At 40.6% G+C, this 21699-nt stretch carries 15 protein-coding genes and 1 tRNA gene; 5 read left to right on the top strand and 11 right to left on the bottom strand.

Going from position 1 to position 21699, the window contains the following annotated elements:
• Positions 1-151: 151 nt before the first annotated feature.
• From AC13EX_RS02150 to tgt, 3 genes are read right to left on the bottom strand one after another with little or no spacing between them, the layout of a single operon-like run.
• Positions 152-1057 carry a DMT family transporter gene (locus tag AC13EX_RS02150; RefSeq protein ID WP_482891355.1) on the bottom strand — a complete coding sequence of 302 codons (906 nt, stop codon included), beginning with the start codon at positions 1055-1057 and terminating at the stop codon, positions 152-154.
• Positions 1058-1067: 10 nt separating this feature from the next.
• On the bottom strand, positions 1068-2144 hold the full coding sequence (locus tag AC13EX_RS02145) for an LptF/LptG family permease (RefSeq protein ID WP_482891354.1): 1077 nt from the start codon (positions 2142-2144) through the stop codon (positions 1068-1070).
• Positions 2145-2198: 54 nt separating this feature from the next.
• Positions 2199-3329: a tRNA guanosine(34) transglycosylase Tgt gene (gene tgt / locus AC13EX_RS02140; protein ID WP_482891353.1), complete on the bottom strand. Its 1131-nt coding sequence runs from the start codon at positions 3327-3329 to the stop codon at positions 2199-2201.
• A gap of 290 nt (positions 3330-3619) precedes the next feature.
• Between tgt and AC13EX_RS02135 the strand changes: the two genes are divergently transcribed.
• From AC13EX_RS02135 to rsmG, 3 genes are read left to right on the top strand one after another with little or no spacing between them, the layout of a single operon-like run.
• Positions 3620-4747: a glycosyltransferase gene (locus AC13EX_RS02135; protein ID WP_482891352.1), complete on the top strand. Its 1128-nt coding sequence runs from the start codon at positions 3620-3622 to the stop codon at positions 4745-4747.
• Entirely contained in the window at positions 4738-5349 is a 612-nt protein-coding gene (locus tag AC13EX_RS02130) for an RNA polymerase sigma factor (protein WP_482891351.1), read from the top strand. Before AC13EX_RS02135 ends, AC13EX_RS02130 begins: the two co-directional genes overlap by 10 nt.
• Positions 5350-5352: 3 nt before the next feature.
• A complete protein-coding gene (gene rsmG, locus AC13EX_RS02125; protein WP_482891350.1) occupies positions 5353-6003 on the top strand; it encodes a 16S rRNA (guanine(527)-N(7))-methyltransferase RsmG in 651 nt (216 codons plus the stop codon).
• Positions 6004-6347: 344 nt separating this feature from the next.
• Here the strand turns inward: rsmG and AC13EX_RS02120 are convergent, their stop codons facing one another.
• From AC13EX_RS02120 to era, 3 genes are read right to left on the bottom strand one after another with little or no spacing between them, the layout of a single operon-like run.
• The gene (locus AC13EX_RS02120) at positions 6348-6881 is read right to left on the bottom strand and encodes a hypothetical protein (RefSeq protein ID WP_482891349.1); all 534 of its coding nucleotides are present in this window, start codon (positions 6879-6881) and stop codon (positions 6348-6350) included.
• 5 nt (positions 6882-6886) lie between these two features.
• Entirely contained in the window at positions 6887-8200 is a 1314-nt protein-coding gene (der, locus tag AC13EX_RS02115; RefSeq protein WP_048642020.1) for a ribosome biogenesis GTPase Der, read from the bottom strand.
• An 11-nt stretch (positions 8201-8211) separates the two neighbouring features.
• Entirely contained in the window at positions 8212-9102 is an 891-nt protein-coding gene (gene era, locus AC13EX_RS02110; RefSeq protein WP_048642019.1) for a GTPase Era, read from the bottom strand.
• A gap of 140 nt (positions 9103-9242) precedes the next feature.
• Between era and AC13EX_RS02105 the strand changes: the two genes are divergently transcribed.
• A tRNA-Met gene (locus AC13EX_RS02105) sits at positions 9243-9315 on the top strand.
• A gap of 719 nt (positions 9316-10034) precedes the next feature.
• On the opposite strand, the gene AC13EX_RS02100 is transcribed toward AC13EX_RS02105, so the two are convergent.
• Positions 10035-10412: a GxxExxY protein gene (locus AC13EX_RS02100; RefSeq protein ID WP_482891348.1), complete on the bottom strand. Its 378-nt coding sequence runs from the start codon at positions 10410-10412 to the stop codon at positions 10035-10037.
• Positions 10413-10840: 428 nt separating this feature from the next.
• Between AC13EX_RS02100 and AC13EX_RS02095 the strand changes: the two genes are divergently transcribed.
• The gene (locus AC13EX_RS02095; protein ID WP_482891347.1) at positions 10841-13189 is read left to right on the top strand and encodes an alpha-L-fucosidase; all 2349 of its coding nucleotides are present in this window, start codon (positions 10841-10843) and stop codon (positions 13187-13189) included.
• Between the two features lie 66 nt (positions 13190-13255).
• Here AC13EX_RS02095 and AC13EX_RS02090 read toward each other — a convergent pair whose 3' ends face one another.
• Genes AC13EX_RS02090 through AC13EX_RS02075 form a run of 4 tightly spaced genes read right to left on the bottom strand, consistent with a single transcriptional unit; the run spans position 13256 to position 21692 of the window.
• Positions 13256-16225, bottom strand: coding sequence for a glycosyl hydrolase (locus AC13EX_RS02090; protein WP_482891346.1), 2970 nt, complete (start codon positions 16223-16225; stop codon positions 13256-13258).
• Positions 16226-16266: 41 nt separating this feature from the next.
• Complete coding sequence (locus tag AC13EX_RS02085) at positions 16267-17706, bottom strand: sulfatase family protein (protein ID WP_482891345.1); 1440 nt, start codon at positions 17704-17706, stop codon at positions 16267-16269.
• Positions 17707-17730: 24 nt separating this feature from the next.
• Positions 17731-20259 carry a hypothetical protein gene (locus tag AC13EX_RS02080; RefSeq protein ID WP_482891344.1) on the bottom strand — a complete coding sequence of 843 codons (2529 nt, stop codon included), beginning with the start codon at positions 20257-20259 and terminating at the stop codon, positions 17731-17733.
• Positions 20259-21692 carry a RagB/SusD family nutrient uptake outer membrane protein gene (locus AC13EX_RS02075; protein WP_482891343.1) on the bottom strand — a complete coding sequence of 478 codons (1434 nt, stop codon included), beginning with the start codon at positions 21690-21692 and terminating at the stop codon, positions 20259-20261. The genes AC13EX_RS02080 and AC13EX_RS02075 overlap by 1 nt, the downstream gene beginning before the upstream one ends.
• Positions 21693-21699 lie beyond the last annotated feature (7 nt).

Raw genomic sequence — 21699 nt, 5'->3', positions numbered from 1 at the left:
ACGTGCTGAAATCGCTTCAAAATCAGCCACTTCGTTGCTGTTTTCAATTTCACCATAGCGGTGCTATGCTAAAATCTCCAAACAGCCTGATTTTCTTGCGATTGCAACACTCATCACGAATCCTATTACATAATCCGGGTTTAACCTTTAATCAATGAATTTTTCTTACGGTTCTTAGTCCCCTTCTTTTTTGCACATATCGAATTACCGGATAGATACCAACTGAAGCTAAAATTATCAAGGTTCCAACATAAAACTCAGTTGTCATTTTTTCTTTCTCCCCAAAGATCATAAATGCCAATAGAATACCGTAAACCGGCTCCATATTAACTGTCAGATTAACTGCAAAAGCGGATATACGTTTCATTAGATTCACCGATAGGGTAAAAGCCACCACAGTACATACCTGCGAAAGCACCAACAGCCAAAACCAATCCATACCCTGCGGCATCCATGAAAAGCCATCAACAGTAAACCAATATGCATAAAAAGGCATGAAAGCTGATGTCAGCAAAAAGGCCCCTATCATCTCATAAAAAGTGATCACAAAAGGACTGTGGCTTTTGGTAAGCCTTCCATTGATCACGGTAAAGCAGGCACTCAATAAAGCAGACAGAACGGCTAATAAAAGGCCCAAGGCATATCCGGACTCAAACTTAAAAATCACTACCAAGCCAAGAACAACTATCAATCCCAACATTACCTCATACCATTTGACAGGTTGCCTATTAACCAAAGGCTCTATCAATGCAGTCCAAAGCGAGCAAGTCGCCAATCCCGCCAGACAAACAGATGCTGTGGAAACTTGAGCTGCCCAGAAAAACAAAATCCAATGTGCCCCGATCAAGCCTCCAGTTAAAAGAAAATTGGTTAAGGCCGAACCACTTACCTTCAATGGCCGCCTCCTAAACTTGAGAAATAAGAGGAGCCCTATACTCGCAAGTAGGGTGCGGTAAAAAACAATTTCAACAGCAGGAAGACTTATCAACAGGCCTAGTATTGCCGTAAATCCCCAGATTAAAACGACAAAATGGAGCCACAAATAATCCTTAACCATAGGCGAATATTTACCTGGGAACGGTTTTGTAAAGTACCAATCCCGTCAATCCAAAAACAATATTAGGTATCCATACTGCCAAAATTGGATAGGAAGTACCCGCTTCAGCAAATGTTCTGGAAAGTAAAAAAAGTATGATGTACACAAAGGCCAGCATAAAGCCCAGTGCTATTTTAAACCCGGATCCTCCTCTGGTTTTTCTTGCAGAGACGATCACCCCAATGAAAGTAAGTAGGATCGCAGCAAAGGGGGACATAAAGCGAACATATTTTTCTATTTTATAATAGCTGATATTGTCTGCTCCCCGCTCCTCTAGCACTACAATTTGCTTGGAAAGTTCAGGTAATGTCAAGGTCTCATGATGGTTCAAGGGCAAATCAAAATCATTGGGAGAAATAGACAAGGTTGTATCCATAGCATCCCCTGTGGTCCAAGTCTCACCCATTTCATTCAATTCTCTTAGCCTCCAATTTCGAGCATTCCAAACATTTTTGGTCGTATCCCAAACAATTCTATCCGCTGAGAATTTTGAAATGAGTTTACCGTCTTTTATATGTTCCAAAGTAAAATTATGCCCGGAATTGACCGAGGTAAAATACTTAAACAAATAAGCATACAGATCTTCTGCTACCTTAATATGAATGTTCTTTTGGTTCAAGTCCATCTGCTGCTTGTCCAAATATTCAACCCTAAATTCTGAAACTCCAGCAGTAGCAACTGGCAATACCCAGCCATTCAGCAAAAAACTAATCACAGCAATCAGTACTGCAGACATTATAAAAGGAACTAGCATTCTCAAAAAACTCACCCCACTACTTAGGATTGCAATGATTTCTGTTCTCCCCGCCATCTTCGAGGTGATAAAAATCACGGAAATGAAGACCGTTATTGGCGTAAGTAAATTATTTAAATAGAGGCCATAATTAAGCATGTATTGAAGAATCTCATCGGCAGGAACTTCATTTCGGATATAGGTATCATTCTTCTCAGTGAAATCCAACACCAACACAACCAAAATCAACATCAAGACCACAAATAAATAGGTCTTGAGGAAATCTTTAATGATTAATTTATCCAATAGTTTCATACCAACTGGTCTTTCTCTTATGTATTCAATGAAACGGCTGTTCTTAAAAAATTCTTATAACCTTCTACTCACTTTTTCTACCATAGTATTTTTCCAGCTACTAAAATCTCCTGCTAGGATATGCTCCCTAGCCTGTGTCACCAACCAAAGATAGAAGGATAAATTATGAATACTTGCTATTTGGGCAGCAAGCATTTCTTTGCTAATGGTCAAATGTCTAAGGTAGGCCTTGGTATAGAAATTACTGACATGGGAATGGAAGCCACTGTCTAGAGGGGAGAAATCCATTTTCCATCTTTCATTTCGGATATTAATAATCCCTTCTGAAGTAAAGAGCATGCCATTTCTGGCATTTCTAGTTGGCATTACACAGTCAAACATATCTATACCCAATGCTATCCCCTCAAGGATATTAGCAGGTGTACCCACTCCCATCAGGTACCTGGGCTTGTCCTCCGGTAGAATATCGGTGACCAGATCTGTCATTTCGTACATCATCTCAGCTGGCTCACCTACAGACAATCCCCCAATGGCATTTCCCTCTCTATCCTGGTCACTAACAAAGCGAGCCGCGTCTTGCCTTAAGTCTTTATAAGTACTGCCCTGAACGATAGGGAACAGAGATTGAGCATATCCATATTTTCCTGTTGTACTATCAAAATGATCAATACAGCGCTTTAACCAACGGTGTGTAAGGTGCATGGAGTTTTTGGCATAACTCCAATCACAGGGATAGGGGGTACATTCATCAAAAGCCATTATAATATCTGCACCAATTGTACGCTGAATATCCATCACTGATTCAGGAGTAAAGTGATGTTTTGAACCATCAATATGAGATTTAAAGACCACCCCTTCTTCTTTAATTTTCCTATTTCCTTCCAAGGAGAAAACCTGATACCCCCCACTGTCAGTAAGAACAGGGCTTGACCATCCAATGAATTTATGTAAACCACCAGCTTTTTCCAGCACTTCCAGACCAGGGCGAAGATAAAGGTGATAGGTATTCCCCAAAATTATCTGTGCCTTCACATCATAAGTTAACTCTCTTTGATGAACTGCCTTTACTGATCCAGCAGTCCCCACAGGCATAAAGATCGGTGTTTGAATCAGGCCGTGATCTGTCTGAATTTCACCAGCTCTGGCTTTCGAATTTTGATCCTTGCTTTCAAGTTTAAATTTCATTCCTCCCTTTCATTGAAAAATCCCCCATTTACTCATTATATTTGAATCCGAAATAGGCGATAGCGATTATAGTATGCATTGAAATTATTTCAGAATCAGCCAATTGTTGTGATTTCTGAGCTCAACATGGCTTTGTCATGTTCTGTTTTTCAATGCCCCTGTTCTTTTTTGTTTAAAACAAGGATCATACAGCTCATTGACTATGCCTATTGGAACACAAAAATAACCGCAATAAAACAAAAATCTGAGATTTTTGAATTAATCTTAAAGAACTGACAGCAGGCGCAAATATGGAAAACACATTATGGTGGATATTTTTTTTAGCTTTAGGCATACAGTTCACCTACTTAATGGTGGTTTTTGGCAGGTTTGTTTTCTTTCACAAAGCCCAAAGAGAAGCCCTTCAGGACACCAACCTAAGTGGGGTTTCTATTATCATAGCTGCCAAAAATGAAGCAAGAAACTTACAAGACCTTGTCCCTTTACTTATGGAACAGGACTATCCTGATTTTGAAGTACTGGTAGTAAATGACTGCTCTACAGATAACTCTGAAGACTTATTGAGGTCATTGGCAGAAACCTATACAAACTTGAGAATTGTAAATGTCAGGTACACACCTGATCATGTAACTGCAAAAAAATATGCCCTTACTTTAGGGATAAAGGTTTCAAAACACGAAACCATTTTGCTTACAGACGCAGATTGCCGACCAGTCTCTTCTCATTGGATCAAGAGGATGTCCGCACCAGTTCGAAATGAAGGCAAAACTTTTGCCCTCGGTCACGGATCTTATTTAGCACTTCCAGGTTTATTAAACAAAATAATTCAGTACGAAACCCTTTTTACCGCCATTTATTATTTCTCTTTTGGCTATTGGAAATCCCCCTTTATGGGAGTGGGAAGAAACCTTTGTTACCAAAAAAGCTTTTTTATGGAAAAGAAAGCTTTCAAATCGCTCTGGCACATTGAAGGAGGGGATGACGATCTATTTGTAAACCTTTATGCTACAGCCGACAATACCGCCATAGTAGCACATCCCGAGAGCATTACTGTTTCACAGCCAAAGACCAACTTCAAAGCTTATTTCACTCAAAAGAAAAGACATTTCCACGCTGGGAAATATTATCGCACCAAAGATAAACTAAAACTAGGCTTGTATTCGTTAAGTCATTTGGTATTCTGGCTCTCCGCGGTAGGAATTGTAATTCTTGAAAGCACCTGGGAACCAATTGCACTGGTATTGGGGTTAGTTTTGACAAGGGCCATACTACAATATTTAATCATACATAGGGCTAGAAAAAAATTAGAGGGGACTGGAAAGGTAATTTGGACCTTATTTTTTGATTTGATGTACATGATTTATTTTTGGACCTTAGGAACCAAAGGTTATTTGTCAAAAACAGTTAAATGGAAATAAACGAAAGAAGTTTTTCTGATAAAGCATTAGAGGATTTTGAATTGATCGACAAAGCGGTCAATGACAATGACCAGCAGGCCTATGCTTCGCTTATGAAGAGGTACAAAAAAGCCGTCTACTTTATGATTCTTAAAATGATCAGAGGTGCTGACGATGCAGAAGACCTTACTATGGAAGCCTTTGCCAAGGCCTTTAAAAACCTGCACAAATTTAAAAAAGACTATACTTTTAGCACCTGGCTTTTTAGAATTGCCACCAACAATACCATTGACTTTATTCGGAAAAAGAAGCTCAAAACCATGAGCCTCAATAACACCATGACAGATGATGGAGGGAATGCGGTAAATATAGATGTGGAAGATGACGACAATAATCCACAAGACGAATTTATCAAAACCCAAAGAAAAGAAATGGTGAGAATATTCGTAGACAAGTTGCCAGCAAAATACCGAAAGCTAGTCAAGCTACGGTACTTTGATGAATTGTCCTATGATGAAATTGCCGCCGAACTGGACAAACCTTTGGGAACTGTAAAAGCACAACTTCACCGTTCAAGGGAACTACTTTACGAAATTGCCCAGGGCAAAAACAAACATATATAATTAATGACTCCAGACCACAAGCTGATTCAACATTACTTCCCAGAATTGAATGCACATCAAATGGACCAATTTGAGCGTATGGGAGAACTTTACCTTGATTGGAACAGTAAGATCAATGTTATTAGTCGAAAGGACATGGATAGTTTTTACATTCACCATGTCTTACATTCCCTGGGTATAGCGAAATTAATTACATTTGAAGCTGGAACAAAGATTCTAGACATAGGTACCGGAGGAGGATTTCCTGGAATCCCTCTTGCCATTATGTTTCCTGAAGTACAATTTCACCTGGTTGACTCTATTGGAAAGAAAATTACGGTGGTAAAAGATGTGGTCAAGCAATTGGGATTAAAAAATGTGGAACCCCAACAAGTACGGGCAGAAAGTCTGACGGACCGAAAGTACCATTATATCATCAGCCGGGCGGTGACACAAATGGAGAAATTTTACCCTTGGATCAAAGGTAAATTTAGGAAAGAAGATATGCATCCAGAATTCCAAAACGGTGTCTTTTACCTCAAAGGAGGCGAGGTGGATGAAGAACTGGAAGCATTAAACCTAAACTATGTAAGTTACCACCTGGAGGATTACTATACAGAACCCTTTTTTGAGACAAAAAAAGTGGTCTACCTTCCCTACGAAGGAAAAAGGTAGTTAGCCCACTTTTATACTCATGCGCAATTTTGGTTCATGAATACAAAAAAGCCCAACGCTTCTCCACACCCAAAACTTCAGTCTAAAAGTTGCAGAAATAAAAGCAATTTTAGATGGAATAAGGAAAGGCCATTAAGCGCTCTGCTAAATATAAAGAGAGGATCAGAAACCAACGCAAAAAGGCTTAACCCTATAAAAACCAGCCTATAATAAACAAATTTGGCGGCATAATTGCAGTAATATTTGCAACCATGCCGCCAAAACATCGACCTATAAGTCAGGTGCAATTCCTGCTACCACCCCCTATCTTCAAACCTGCGTTTAAAGAGTCAAGCGTATTTGTCTTACCTAACTAAAACCACTTCAATACTGGTTTCGCTAACTGTAAGTCCTTCTTCTTGAAAACGCTCAAAATCGGAAACTTCAATCTCTCCTCCCAACCTGAGCATATTTTCGGAATAGTCTATGACCTCTAATATCACAGCCTCCTCTTTGTCTGTAATCACCAACTGATCTCCAACCAACTCCCAGGTGCCAGAAAAGATTTCAACCCCTTGAACGGGGATTTTTTCATTCTGAAGTGTGATTCCCAATGCCGTTACATCTAAATCGAAAACGAAACTCCCTGCGGCGGTAAGCAATTGATCCATATCCCCAAAATCCAGCGTCATGTCATAATTCTCTCCATTACCCTCAATACTTACAGGGACGGAAGGACCACCAGAAATTGAGACAACACCTCTTCCTCTTAAAGTAGCTTCTTGCAAGGTCCATTCTTTATTTACCAATTCGAGGGCAGGGCGTTCCTCTGATGAAGTTTTACAACTCCAGATCGACATCAGCACTATCAAGGAGAGGAAATAGGTGAACTTTTTCATGGTATTTATTTCTTTTTGTAGGTGATTTTCACGGGCACGCCTGTGAAATCAAAATTTTCCCTAAGCCTGTTTTCCAAAAACCTGGTATAAGGAGATTTAATGTATTGAGGTAAGTTACAAAAGAAAGCAATAACCGGATTCTTGGTTGGCAATTGTGTGATGTACTTTATCTTGATATATTTCCCCTTATTGGCTGGTGGCGGATATTTTTCTATTTCCGGCAACAATAGCTCATTTAATTTGGATGTAGAGACCTTTCTTTGCTTGTTTTCGTAAACATTCATGGCCAATTCCATGGCTTGAAAGATCCTTTGTTTGGTAAGAGCGGAAATGAATATGATTGGAATCCATTTATTTTCCCCAAGCTTATCCGTCATGTTGTCCTTGAAAGCCTGCATGGTCTTATGGTCTTTTTCTACCAAATCCCATTTGTTGACCATAATCATCAGTCCTTTGTTATTTTTAATGGACAAAGAGATAAGATTGACATCCTGAGCTTCCAGTCCTCGAGTAGCATCTACCATGATAATGATCACATCAGAATCTTCCAATGTTCTCAATGAACGCATCACAGAATAAAATTCAATGTCTTCCTTGACCTTGGCTTTTTTTCTAATACCTGCAGTATCAGTAAGGATATAGTCCTTACCATATAGCTGGTAACGTGTGTGAATAGCATCTCTGGTCGTTCCAGCCTCATCAGTCACTATTGACCTTTCCCTACCTATCAGGGCGTTAAGAAAAGAGGACTTGCCCACATTTGGTCTTCCCAGAATGGCCAACTTAGGTATTCCTTCATCAGGATCTCTTTCTCCCTCATCAGGAAATTTCTTTATCACCTCATCCAACAAATCGCCTATACCACTACCACTTGTTGAGGTGGTAGGGAAAATAATATCCTCTCCTATGCCCAGCGCATAAAATTCATTGGCCATTAGCAGGTCATCAAGATTATCTGCCTTATTGGCCACCATAAAAATAGGTTTATCAGCACCTCTTAGCTCTTTGGCAAATTCGGCATCCAAATCCGTAAGTCCTACCATACAGTCAACCACAAACAAGATGACTGAAGCCTCTTCTATTGCCAGCTTGACTTGCTTGCGAATTTCTTTCTCAAAAATATCTTCAGATCCAGTCACATACCCACCGGTATCAATGACAGAGAAAAACTTCCCTCCCCATTGAGCGTGTCCATAATGCCTGTCTCTTGTCACCCCACTGAGGTTATCTTCAATGGCTTTCCGCTCTTCTACAAGTCGGTTAAAAAGTGTGGATTTACCCACATTAGGTCTCCCTACAATTGCTACTATATTGGCCATAATACTATAATTTATTGGTCGTAACCAAATTTTTTCAGTTTGTTTTTATTCTTTCTCCAGTTCTCTTCTACCTTCACAAAGGTTTCTAGAAAAACTTTTTTTCCAAAAAATTTCTCCATTTCAATCCTGGCTTGGGTCCCCACTCTTTTCAATGCTTTCCCTTTGTCTCCAATGATAATTCCTTTTTGGCTATCCCTTTCTACAAATATCAATGCCCTCATTCGGAGTAATTGATCAGTTTCTTCAAAATCCTCTATCCTCACTTCAGTGCTATAGGGGATTTCTTTTTTGTATTGAATAAATATTTTTTCCCTTATTATTTCAGAAGCAAAGAAACGTTCAGGACGGTCACTTAGTTCTTCTTTGTCATAAAAGGGTGGATGAACAGGTAATCGGTCCAGGATTTCCTGCATAATCTTTTGTAAGTTAAACCCTTCTAATGCTGAAATTGGGATTACCACATCTGCTTTTATTTTTTGGGTCCAATATTCCGTTACTTCAGCAAGTTTCTCCTCCTTGTTCAGGTCTATTTTATTGATGATAAGCAAAACAGGTACACCTGCAGCATTTACTTTTTGTATAATGTCTTCTATTTCTTCATCATTCTCAAAAAGATCTGTTACAAATACAATTACATCAGCATCTTCAAGGGAAAGATTCACAAACCCCATCATGCTTTTATGTAGTTCGTACTTAGGTTTAAGCATGCCCGGGGTATCGGAGAATACAATCTGGTATTCTGGTTCATTCATAATTCCCAAAATCCTATGACGAGTAGTCTGGGCTTTGGATGAAATGATAGAAAGCTTTTCTCCAAGCAGGGCATTCATAAGAGTAGATTTGCCCACATTGGGTTTGCCTATTATATTAACGAAGCCTGCTTTATGCATGTTTTCTGGCATGGTCTCAGATTTTTTTTACAAAGGTACTTGATTTTTGATAATATACCCTTACCTTTGTACCACAATAAAGGATAAGGCAGCAAAAAACGTTTAAAACCTTATCATTTTTCAAAGCGATTTTATTTAAAATAAAGATATATCGCGGGATGGAGCAGTTGGTAGCTCGTTGGGCTCATAACCCAAAGGTCACAGGTTCGAGTCCTGTTCCCGCTACTAGAAACCCCTTATACGTCAAGTATTTGGGGTTTTCTTTTTTTTAAGGCGTTTTTATTATTTATCGATTAGGCACCAAGACTATTATATTTTCTCGCGAAGCCGCTAAGACGCAAAGAGTATAGGGATGCCTCTTATTGAAAAGGTGCCCCTTTAATTAGTTTTTTCTTAACCCTCGTTTGCGTGCAGAAAATATTTCTTCGCGACTCTGCGGCTCTGCGTAAAATTTTTAAAGGCTTTATTTTAGTTTTTGGTTCTCGCAAAGGCGCTAAGACGCAAAGAGTATAGGGATGCCTCTTATTGAAAAGGTTAACCTTTAATTGGTTTTTTTCTTAACCCTCGTTAGGGTGCAGAAAATATTTCTTTGCGACTCTGCGGCTCTGCGTGAATTTTTAAAGGTTTTATTTAAGTTTTTGATTCTCGCTAAGGCGCTAAGACGCAAAGAGTATAGGGATGCCTCTTATTGAAAAGGTGCCCCTTTAATTAGTTTTTTCTTAACCCTCGTTTGCGTGCAGAAAATATTTCTTTGCGACTCTGCGGCTCTGCGTGAAATTTTTAAAGGTTTTATTTAAGTTTTTGATTCTCGCTAAGGCGCTAAGACGCAAAGAGTATACGGATGCCTCTTATTGAAAAGGTTAACCTTTAATTGGTTTTTTTCTTAACCCTCGTTAGGGTGCAGAAAATATTTCTTTGCGACTCTGTGGCTTTGCGAGGAATACTTATAAATTATTTACAACTCTTGTCACCCCATCTTTTATCAAAGCTTCATTGAAATTAATCAACAAGCCGAGCTTCAGCCCTGTGAGTTTTAGGTAAGTTAAAACCTGCTTTAAATGCACCGGAGCAATGGCCCCTATTGATTTTATTTCTATCAATACCTTTTCCTCCACTATCAAATCCGATCGAAAACCCTGATCCATTTTAATACCCTTCCAAATCACAGGAATGGCCTGTTGTCGTGAAACACTTAAGCCACACTGAACAAGTTCATAATACAAAATCTCCTCATAAACAGACTCAAACAAACCTGGACCAAAAGCAACATGAATCTGGTAGCAGGTTTCTACAATTATTTTAGAAAGATCATTTTCAGACATTCTATTTAGACTTTTTCTCGCAAAAACGCTAAGGCGCAAAGATGTTGAAGATACTTTTTTTATTCGTGACCCTTTGCTTAGCTTATATATTTAACTCTTGTTTTCTCGCTAAGAAGTAGAAAATATTTCTTCGCGACTCTGCGACTCTGCGTGAAATTTTATTGGTTTTTCAGGTTTTTGGTTCTCGCAAAGGCGCTAAGACGCAAAGAGTATAGGGTTGCCTCTTATTGAAAAGGCGCCCCTTTAATTAGTTTTTTCTCAATCCTCATTAGGGTGCAGAAAATATTTCTTCGCGACTCTGTGGCTCTGCGTTCAATCTATCCTATAAGTTAACAATTTTTCAAATCAGCTCAAAATAATAAAACCCACCCACTTTTTATATATTTACCTGATAGTATCAATTGACTTTAAGCTGTATAACCTATACCATGAATCGTATTAAAAGCATTGCCTGTATTGCCCTACTCTTTATATGCCAGAACCTTTTGGCGCAAGAGCCTTGGGAAAACCCTATCCAGAAAGAAGAACGACTGGGGTCACCCTTAGTGGAAACCTCTCCTTTTGTTTTTCAGGAGAAGTTGTACTTACTGGAAAATAACCAGCGGTTTTGGGATATTCCGGGGGCAAAACCTGGGGACAATTTCCATGAGGATGAAGTACGAATCCGTGACCTTCAAACAAATCAGATAATTTCCACCCCTTTAAAAAACCATGGCTTTGGAACGGTCCTGACTTGGGAAGGTAGGGTTTATGTTTTCGCAGGGAATTATGGACAAGGAAAACCTTGGCGAAAAATGACCGAAATCACAATGACCAGCTCTGAAGATCTTGTCAATTGGAGCAAGCCAAAGACCATCCTTCGAGCAAATGACAATGAGTATTTTTTTAACACCGCGGTCACTAGAGGAAAAGATGGCTTTGTACTTCTGTATGAAACCAGTGACAAGCAGTGGAAACCTTTTACCTTTAGGTACATGAGCTCTTCGGATTTGGAAAACTGGAGGGAGATTCCAGACGCAGTCTACGGAGTAGATAAATATGTAGGCGGACCTGCCCTTTATTATGAAGGAGGTTGGTACTATACACTTTATTTGGAATCACTCAATCCGAGCTATGAAACACGTATTACCCGTTCCAAAGACCTTGTCAATTGGGAAGATGCACCAGAAGACAGGCCTTTTGTTACTTATAATCCGGAATACAAAAACATCCCTTTAATAGACCCTGACATCTCAGAAAGCAATGCTTCAGATGTTGAACTTTGTTATTTTCAAGGCAAAACCATCCTTTATTTCACCGGAAGTGACCAAACAACTGCCGGAGATTTACAACGCGCAACCTATGATGGAACACCGAAGGAATTGTTCGAGCATTTCTTTAAAGCCGAAGAGCAATCAGATGTGGCACCAAAACACCAGGGAGACTGGTTACCAGTATTGGAAGCAGGTACAGAAGGCAATGGAACAGCCATTTTCTCTACTGAACCATTACGGACTCGCCCCACAGAAAGCCAATTGGCTTATCAGGATCGACAATTGGGAGCATTTATCCATTTTGGCCCTGCCACCTACATTGAATCGGACATGATGAGCGTGCCTGCTGCGGAAATATTCAACCCCTACAGACTGGATGCGGAACAATGGGCCAAAACAGCCAAATCTTTTGGGGCCAAACACATCGTATTAACGGCAAAGCACCACAATGGCTTTTGTCTCTGGCCTACCGAAACCACGGATTATTCGGTGAAGAATGCTACCTGGAAAAAGGGTAAAGGGGATGTTGTCAGGGAGTTTGTAGAAGCTTGTAGAAAGTACGACCTGGAAATTGGCCTCTATGTATCCGGTGGAGACAAGCATTTTGGATGTACCAGCACACCCGACCCACAAGGGGAACGCAAAATTGTAGGAGACATACACAAGTACTTCCCAGTTTTTTTGGACCAGCTCAGAGAGTTGCTAACCAACTATGGGGAGATCTCCTACCTTTGGTTTGATGGTGCTTACGACCCGTTTGGATGGGATGTCATGGATCCAGAAACTCAGCAACCATTAGGCACCGCCTATGGGAATGCAATACACAATATGGTGCGGCTTCTACAACCTAATGCAATTGTAATGGGAGGAACCAAACCAGATGTCCGCTGGTCAGGCAGTGAGCAGGGATGGGCAGCTTATCCATTGGCAAATATCGTTCAGCCGGGAGAAGGATTTGATAAGTGGGTGGGCCCTCAAAGTGCGGGATGGATTCCTGCCGAAGCCAACCTCCACACCAGGTCAACCTGGTTTTGGAAGCCTGATTCAGACAAAACTTTACGTGACCTCCCCTTTATGATGAACGTGTATTCCGAATCCATAGGTCGGGGAGCAAATTTGCTGGTAAACATGACACCAGACACTAGCGGCCTGATTCCAGCGGCTGAAGTAAAGCGACTGGAAGAATTTGGTGAAGCCATTGCGCAAACTTTTTCGAATCCTGTGGCCAATTATGATCAGCCGGAGAACAATGGCAATACTATTTTCACTCTGTCAATTCCTGAAAACCAGGTAACCAACTTAATGGTTTTGGAAGAAAACATTGCCAATGGACAACATATCAAGCAGTACCATCTTGAGAGTTTTGATGGCACCAATTGGCATCTTTTGGCCGAAGGGCTTACCATAGGAAGAAGGCGCATCCACTATTTTGATCCCGTAAAAACCGATAAACTCCGTCTTTCTTTGAAAGGTGATGAAAGCAAAATAGAGTTGAAATCTTTTACAGTCTATCAAGCAGACTAATTAAGAAATATAGTCAAGAACTTGAGCGGCATTGTTGCAGAAAAAAAGCAACAATGCCGCTCAAAATCACTTAGGCATTGCAATTGGCAAAACGGTTGTTAAAGTAACTGGCCCAAAGATTCCTGAAGGAATCAACGGTGCATCTTTCCAAGGAACCCTTAACTTAGGAATGCCTTTTATAACGGTGGCCTCCACATGCGTTTTGGTGAAATTAGCTCCAGTCACTGCATCTCCCGTTAGCCTATTTGACCAGGTATTGGCTACTTCTATTTTTAGGGTATTTATTCCCGGTTTTAAAGCATCGGTCACATCAAAACGGTAAGGCTTCGCCCAGGTTATACCCAATAACTTATCATTCAACCAAACCTCAGCGATATGGGAGAGATCACCTAAATCCAGGTAAACCCTGGCCTCAGGAAATTCAGAGGCATGCATATCATATATAAAATTCTTTTCATAGCGGGCAGTCCCTGAAAAATATTTGACCCCCTCATTTTCAGCCTCTGTCCAGGATTTTAATTCCGGGAAAATTGCTTTTTCCGGTGCTCCCCAACCTTCTGGAAAATAAACTTCCCAAGCACCGTCTATCGTTTTCATATTGGCACGATTTACCAAGCTGCTCATTATATCATTTTGAACAAATTCAAATTCACCTTCTTCCCACAATTCAACACCATATTCCCCATATCGAAGCATAGGTGGGTGAATATCATTGGTTAAAATGTTTGTGAAATGTTCTTGATTGTTCCCATTTCTAAAAGCCACAAAGGTGCTTTCGTAAGGGGCAAGGGTCAAAGGAAGGGTAATACCATCTTGAGTTTGTTCGAAAATAGAAATAGCCGTTATACTTCCATTTTCCGGATTCCATAACTCTGGAGTCTTTCCCGCTTGCCGAAATCTCAAGTCCCTGGAAATCCATTCATTTGTAGTGTTAACAATGAAATAAAAATCCATTCCATCCTTTTGATAATGGGTGTAATCAAGCTTATAAAAACCCTTGTCTTTGTAATCAAAATCAGGGCTGACTTCTAATGCTTTCAAAATCTCTCCTACTGAAACATTGTAATAAATGGCTTTATTTCCTGATTTAAAGTCTTGTTTGCTAAAAGGCTTCCACAAACTATCCAGCCAACCATTCATATTCGGTAAATCCTTCATGTTTCTTTCCGGGGCAATTCTACTGGGTTTAGGCCCCGTGATAATGGCCCCGTTTTTTGCCATTTGTTCCAGTTTCACCAATACCTTCGGATTGATCTCATATTCTTCGGTCAATGCCAGCACACTAAATTCAGCACCATTTCTCGGGTTCAAAACTTTCCCATTTTTCACCTTCAGACCGAGTAGCACTTCTGTATTCAAAAGCTCAAAATCATACCCTTCTCCTGGGTTAAAACGGCTTCGCTTATGTCCACCGTAATTGGGAATGGTATCACCATAATAATACAAAACATCTGCTTTGAAATCGGCTTCCTGTAAAACATAGGATATCCTGGCCAGGTATTCATTAAATGGTCGGATTTTCTTCCACCAAACCCTTTTGTCATTGTAATGGGTACCCGCATGATAAACAATTCCGGGATTCCCGGTACCTTCCGGATTATGTGTAGATCCGTGGACTACTACCCTATTCATGCCTTCAGCAAAAGCCCTGTCTCCCATAGGTTTCATTTCGAAAGGACCTTCTTGCCACTGCTGAAAAGTGGTAAATGCTTCCATCTCCACCATTCCCAAACCATAAATATGGGAGGCAGAAGAGACTTCCTTCACCACCCTCAGCACATCCATTCCCTCCTCGCTAAAATTATGGTGGTTAATCCAAAACTCTCCTCTAGGGATATCCAAACCTTTACCCAAAGCCTTTAAGGGCTCCACAGGCACATTGTGTAAAGGATAGCCTGGACCTCCCGCCTCACTGTTGTTTTTCAACCCATGTGCATTGCAAATTTCTTTGGACTTCATGTAGAAGTTTTTGATCATCAATTCTGACAAGGTCCTTTGGAAGCCCGCCTTGAATGCAGAAGTTGCCTCTTGAGAAAGCGTTACCTCCTCAAATAGAATGGGTAAGAATTTCTTTATATCATAGCCATTTAATTCCTGAAATTCTTGTGGCATGGTAGGTGTCCAATTGAACCCCCTAGCCTCATAACTTGCCATGTATAGGTTTTTCAAGGCCGTTTCACGCAAATCCCCCAACACCGATTCCAATCGGTCTATAATATAATTGAAGTGAAAGGCCGTGGCTTCAGCATCAAAATGATCTACAATAGGCCCTGCTGAATACTTACTTGGCAACACCAAATTCTCTCCAGAATTGGAACTGACATAACGTACAATTTTCCATTCTCCTTCCGGAACATTCCAATCCAACACCTCTTTTTTAGCATCAAAATAAAGGGAAACATCTATTATCCGACTTGTATCCATTACCATATTTTCTGTAACCATCGGTATAGCCAAGACTGCTATCTCTTCAGAATAAAGTGGTTTGCCATCTTTTCCATAAGAAATAAGTCGTTTTCTGCCTCGAGGATCTTTCTCTGGGATCTCAGGGAAAGGCACTTTTATCTTCTTCTTCCCTCCACCCCTTACTTTTACTTTTCGTTGGTAAATTGATTTTGCTGCATGTTGTGGCCTAAGCCAATTCCCTCCAGCATTCCAGCTGCTTGCCGTATTCAATCCTACATCCATGCCATATTTACTAGCTTCATCCACAGCAACTTTAATGGTTGCCAAAGATTCGTCCCCTAAAAACTCCGGGCCTGCACCTACCTGAACGGTATCCCTAGAACCTATTTCAAATATGGTAAACCCTGCTATTCCTGCTTCATCAAAAGAACGTATTTCCTCTTTTAATCTCACTGTATCCACATGACCACCTAGCCACCAATGATAAACGGTAGGCTTGGCAGTACTTGGTGGTTGTAGGAAATTTTGTCTCATCTGATTGTAGGCTTTACTTTCCTGGGCCTTAAGGCCAAAGGACAACATACTGCAAAACGTAACTAAATAACAAATGATAAAAGCTTTTAACTTCATGGCGTAGGCATTTCTAGTATTAGTCTAAAATCAATATACGTTTATTTTTCTTTACTATTTGGCAATGCTTTCCATTCATAAAAGTCATCCCCTGTAGCAGCGATCCATTCATCCAAAGCCACATGCATTTCATGTTTAATGGATTGGTAGGCATCAACATAAGCAAGATTGTGCTGCTCTCCAGGATCTTTCCACAAATCAAACAGCTGCTCATTCCGCTCTCCTTGATTGTATAAATTGTACTTGTACCTGTCATTTCTGATCAACCTGGCCTGCCTGCTGGAATCCAGTTTATCGTCTGCCAACTGCACTACCAAATAATCTCTCAATTTCTCCCCAGGTTTTTCCAAAACGGGCTTTAGGCTTTTACCCGTGAATTTGACTGATGAAGACAAACCAGCATAATCCACAATAGTCGGGGCTAAGTCAATACCTGATACCAATTGGTTTCTGTCAATGTTGCCAGATGGCACATGGCCCTTGTACCTGATGACAAACGGAACGGTAGCAGCTTCATCATACAAACTTAACTTGGCCGCCCACTTGTGCCCTGCACCACCATCACCGTGTTCACTGGTAAGCACTACAATGGTATTTTCATCATAACCATTTTTCTTCAATGCTTGTAGGATTTTTCCAATTTCCCCATCTACCATTTCCGTAAATCGATAATAATGGTACAGGTATGCCTGCCAGTCTTCGGGTGTATAATCCTTTGTTTTTAATAACTCATCCCCATAATGATCCATCAAGCGTTTTTCTGCTAGAAACTGTGGTTCATCTGGGTCAATTTCAAAGTTATTGGGCAAGGGAGGCAAACCTTCCAATTCATGGGCCTTGGCATATTCATCCGGTCTTCTTGGTACATGACATATGTCATGGGGATTGTGAAGTGAAACTGTCAATAAGAAGGGTTGATCTTCTTTATAATTATTGAGGTAATTTACCGTGGCGTCTGCAATGGGCCCATCCGTATCTTCTCCGAGATCCCATTCTTTATCCAAAGATTGAAACGGAACCACTGCAAAACCTGCTACGGAATCCATTTTATTTTTGGCAGGGTAAGCTTGAGGAAGATGCCATTTCCCCGCCCATGCGGTATTATAGCCTGCTTCTTTAAATATCTGACCGATGGTTGGTACTTCTGGTCGGATATTTGTAGAATTCCAAACCACACCAGTTTCATGAGGCAACCTTCCTGTGATCAAGCTACTTCTTGCTGGTCCGCAAACTGGCGAGGTACAATAAGATGCCGTAAAAAAGGTACCTTCAGCTGCCAATTGGTCCATGGCCGGCGTGTTCAGGTGAGGATTACCTAAATAACTCAGGGCATCATTGGTATGTTGATCTGTCAGAATGACCAAAACATTGGGCTTTAGTTCCTTCTCCTGAGTTTTTTCACTTTGGCAACCTGCTATTGCCACCATACTATAGCTCATAAATAAGATCAATCTCCAGGAAATATCTATTTTCTTTTTCATCTTAAACTAGTTACCCAAGTTAAACTACCATGAAAATGCTACTGTTCCAGAGACCTCTTTGATTTCAAAATAGCGCTCATTGCCATTTTTTACCTCAGTGAATGGGATCTCACCAGTATTCCATGGATACCTTGAATTTAAGTATACATTTAAATCTTCTGCCGTCACACCATCGGATGGATATATCCTAAGCGAGCCATTTTGTAACCCACTGACACTATACCGCTTGCTTATCCCTCTTTGTCCGGAATGAAGTTCTTTAAAGGATATCATTCCTGAGCTCTGCTTAACAAAAACACGACATTCTCTATGCCAAGCTGTAGGCATATTGTAATTGGAAAAACCATCTTCAAGAATGGTCTCTAAGCCTAAAATCAGCGGCGCTCCTTGTTCAAATTTAAAGGACTGCTTTACGGTAGAATTGGGATTGTAACCGGAAAAGATAAAAGCATTGTCAGAACGATTGATTGTAAGTACAGGATCTTTGATTGACGCATTTTCCTTTTCTATTTTCAAATACATCCCAAAATTCCCAAGCAGTTGCCTTAGCATGGCTGGAACGATCTGGAATTCTTCCGGATTGTCTGGCGTCAATAACCTTCCGCCGGTAAAACTGCTGGAATTGGTACCTCTTAAATAAACAACCTTTCCTCCATTCCAATCAGGGTGTTGTCTCAGCCATGCCATGTCCCTTTTTTCGTCCCCTTGCTTCACACTTGACAAAGCTTGAGTAAATGAATCTTTCGGGTTTTTGATAAGGGTACGGAATCCTCCACCAGAGAATAAGGAAAGATGCCGGATTTTATCTGGCACAGTCCCTCGAATAATATCTATATCCACTTCTGAAAGCAGCTCCATCTCCCCTGAAAGCGGCTTAGTATTGGAAAGGTTAAGAAAATCCATAAAGGTTTTACTTGAATGATCTACAGGCCCAAATACTATAAGTTGCCCACCATTTTTCACAAAATCCATGAGTGTTTTCTCATTGTTAGAATTTTTTTCCGGAGCAATTGTCATAAGTATCGAAGACTTAAAAAGTCCTGGATTATTCGCAATGGCGCCTGGAAGAGAAGTAGTTGAAATCACCGTGTTCATAGGAAGTCCACTGTTGATGGCCTGTCTCATAAACCAGTCCCCATAATAAATCTCTGGCAATCTGTCGGTATAATCCCTTGCCCAATCATGGTACTCATCAAAGGGATAGACCCAAACTAAAGGCCCAGGAGCTGTAGGCATGTCATACCGTGCTTTTAAGATATGAGGCATAACCTCGTCAGGTACCTGCGTTGGCATATTGCCATAGGTGTCATCAATGGTCAGGAAATTTAAATGCGTAGGTACTCCTATCTTTCCTTCTTCATCAATCCTTGCTACAGCCAAAGGCAAATAAATATCATGTGGTTCTCTTCCATAGCGATCTAGCCAAGGACTATTGATCCACCATGGATCGTGGGTATAATACCTGAATGGAAATCTATTGTCCGGTAACATGGCCATTCGTGACATATAACCTGCCAATTCTAACCCAAAATCTCCATCCAATGCTGCCCAAGGTGAATTGGGTGGAGGCAACATATTAAACCCTCCTTTGTATATGTTTCTTAAATCTACCGCATCTCTGGCTAAATCAGCACCTACAGAAAGGTTGGTACCTCTGGTTTGGATAGGGTAATCAGGACATTCTTCCCTAAACAACTTCCAAAAGCCTACTACTTTATCTGCAGATGGCACCAGTTTTTCTTGGGCAAAATTTTCTCCGGTAAAAATTGCTCCAGTAGCTGCCCATCCTTCTGCACCAAAACCAAAACCATTGCTTAGCCATATATAGTCAAAACCCAAGTCATCAAGAAAATGCTGACTTTGTCTTCCAAAGAAGGTTCCAAATGGGGTTTGATCAGGGATACCATCAGGAAAACCTGCATAGGACTCACTGTCACCATTCAATACTGAATAAGAACTTACAAAAGTCTTGTGCCCCATGGCATTTCCACCCAAAATCTCTGGATGTTTCTCATATTTGAAAGGAGATTTGGCAAATTCAGGACCTGGATCAAAGGTAGCTCCTACTTTCACTGGCTTGCCTGTTACTTTTCGTCCTTCCTCTTTAAGTACCTTAACGATAAAAGCTAAATCACCATAAGTAAAGTCTGGCGCATCGTCCCGATAGACATAAGCCCTTTGATGCAAAGAAAGGGATTCGGGACCTGAACCCACTTCATGCGCTGTATTTGGATTCCCCATGTATTTGGCCCACTCTAGTGGTTGATCCATAGTGCCTTTATAATCGAGAATCTCAGAACCATCACTGGTCCAAAGCATCATCGATACAGTATCCGTATGCCTCAACAAAGAATGCCATTGGGTAAACATTTCATGAGCCACTGCCCTGATATAAGCTTTGTCCTTTTTCTTAAAAGGCTTAAGGGAAGATTCCAAAGTAATACTTTGGAAATTCTTACCCTTTAGGTTGTCCTGTGCTAACCCTGGAACACAGACCAAGACTAGCAACAAAACCAACCAAAAATTGTGCATTGTATTGTTTCGTATCCTCATTAATAACCCGTGTTTTGTCCTAAACTGGGATTAATATCAATTTCCCTAAGCGGAATTGGCATTATCGTCTTGTAGGCCTGAACTTCAAAATTTAAATTGTTCCGCTCAAAATAAGCATTCATTTCAGTTAACAGCTTACCTGTTCTCACCAAATCAAACCAGCGGTGACCTTCCAAAAATAACTCAACTCTGCGTTCTTGTGCCAATGCAACCGTCAATGCCGCTTGATCCAATCCGCTCACCTCTGTCAAACCTGCTCGTTCGCGAACCATATTAAGGTAAACCATCGCTTCGTCCTGCTTGCCATTTTGATTGAGTGCTTCTGCATACATCAATAGTACATCTGCATACCTTAAAGCAGTAAAATTGATTCCACCATCTCCCTGAACACCGGTAGTGAAATCTACAAATTTCAACCCATACAATTCCTTTTCATAACCTCCGGAAATCACCCTTACAGAATCTCCAATAGAAGCTGGCCTTCTTAGGTCGCCGGCTTCATAGGCTTCGGACATTTCAGGTGTTGGTAAAATTCTTCCTGAACCTTGCATTTGATTAGGGAAGATATCCATGTCAAATCTCGCTGGGGTAAAAGTGCTGGAAAAGCCATTCCCTACACCCAAGTTACCCGACATGTACTTGATTTCAAAAATTGACTCAGTCAATTCATCATTCCCATTGCTGAATAAACTTTTATAATCTGATTCAAGCGAATAAGCATTGCTTTCTACAACTCCTTTTAATGCAGTTTCGGCATTGCTATAGTCCATTTGGGTAAGATAAACTTTCCCCAATAAGGTCATTGCTGCTGCACTTGAAGCCCTGGATTTACCCAAGCCATCTACATTAGTTAGCAGGGAGGTAGCCTGATTCAAGTCGGCTTCTATCATTTGATACACAGCTTCCTCAGGTTTTCTCGTCATATCATAAGCCGCTATTTCACCTGGGCTACGGAAAGCCACATCCACAATTGGAACAGGCCCAAATGTTCTGACAAGATTAAAGTACCCAAAAGCCCTTAAAAATAAAGCCTCGCCTTTTATCTGGTCTCTGATCTGAGTGCCCATGTCCACCTCATCAATTCTAGACAATATATTATTTGACTGAGAAACAAGGTTAAAACTTATCTGCCAAATTGAATTCAAAAAGCCATTGGAAGGCGTAAAGTTGACCTCGTCCAATTCCACCTCGGATATTGAAGGAGTAGTCCACTGTATTTCCGCATTGTCCGTTGTCAATTCTCCAACGTACACTAAATTGGCATCATACAGGTTCTGAAGACTTGAATAACTACCTATAAGCGCTGTCTCAAAATCGTTGGCATTTTTATAGAAGGAGCCATCACTGATTTGATGTTCAGGCTGCAATTCTAGAAAATCTGAGCAAGAGGTCCCAGCCAATAAGGTCAGGATATATATGATATATTTTTTCATGACTCAA

The sequence above is a fragment of the Cyclobacterium sp. L-R genome, assembly GCF_056859355.1.
The sequence above is the reverse complement of the archived record's forward strand: the minus strand, read 5'-3'. Positions and strand labels throughout refer to the sequence as shown.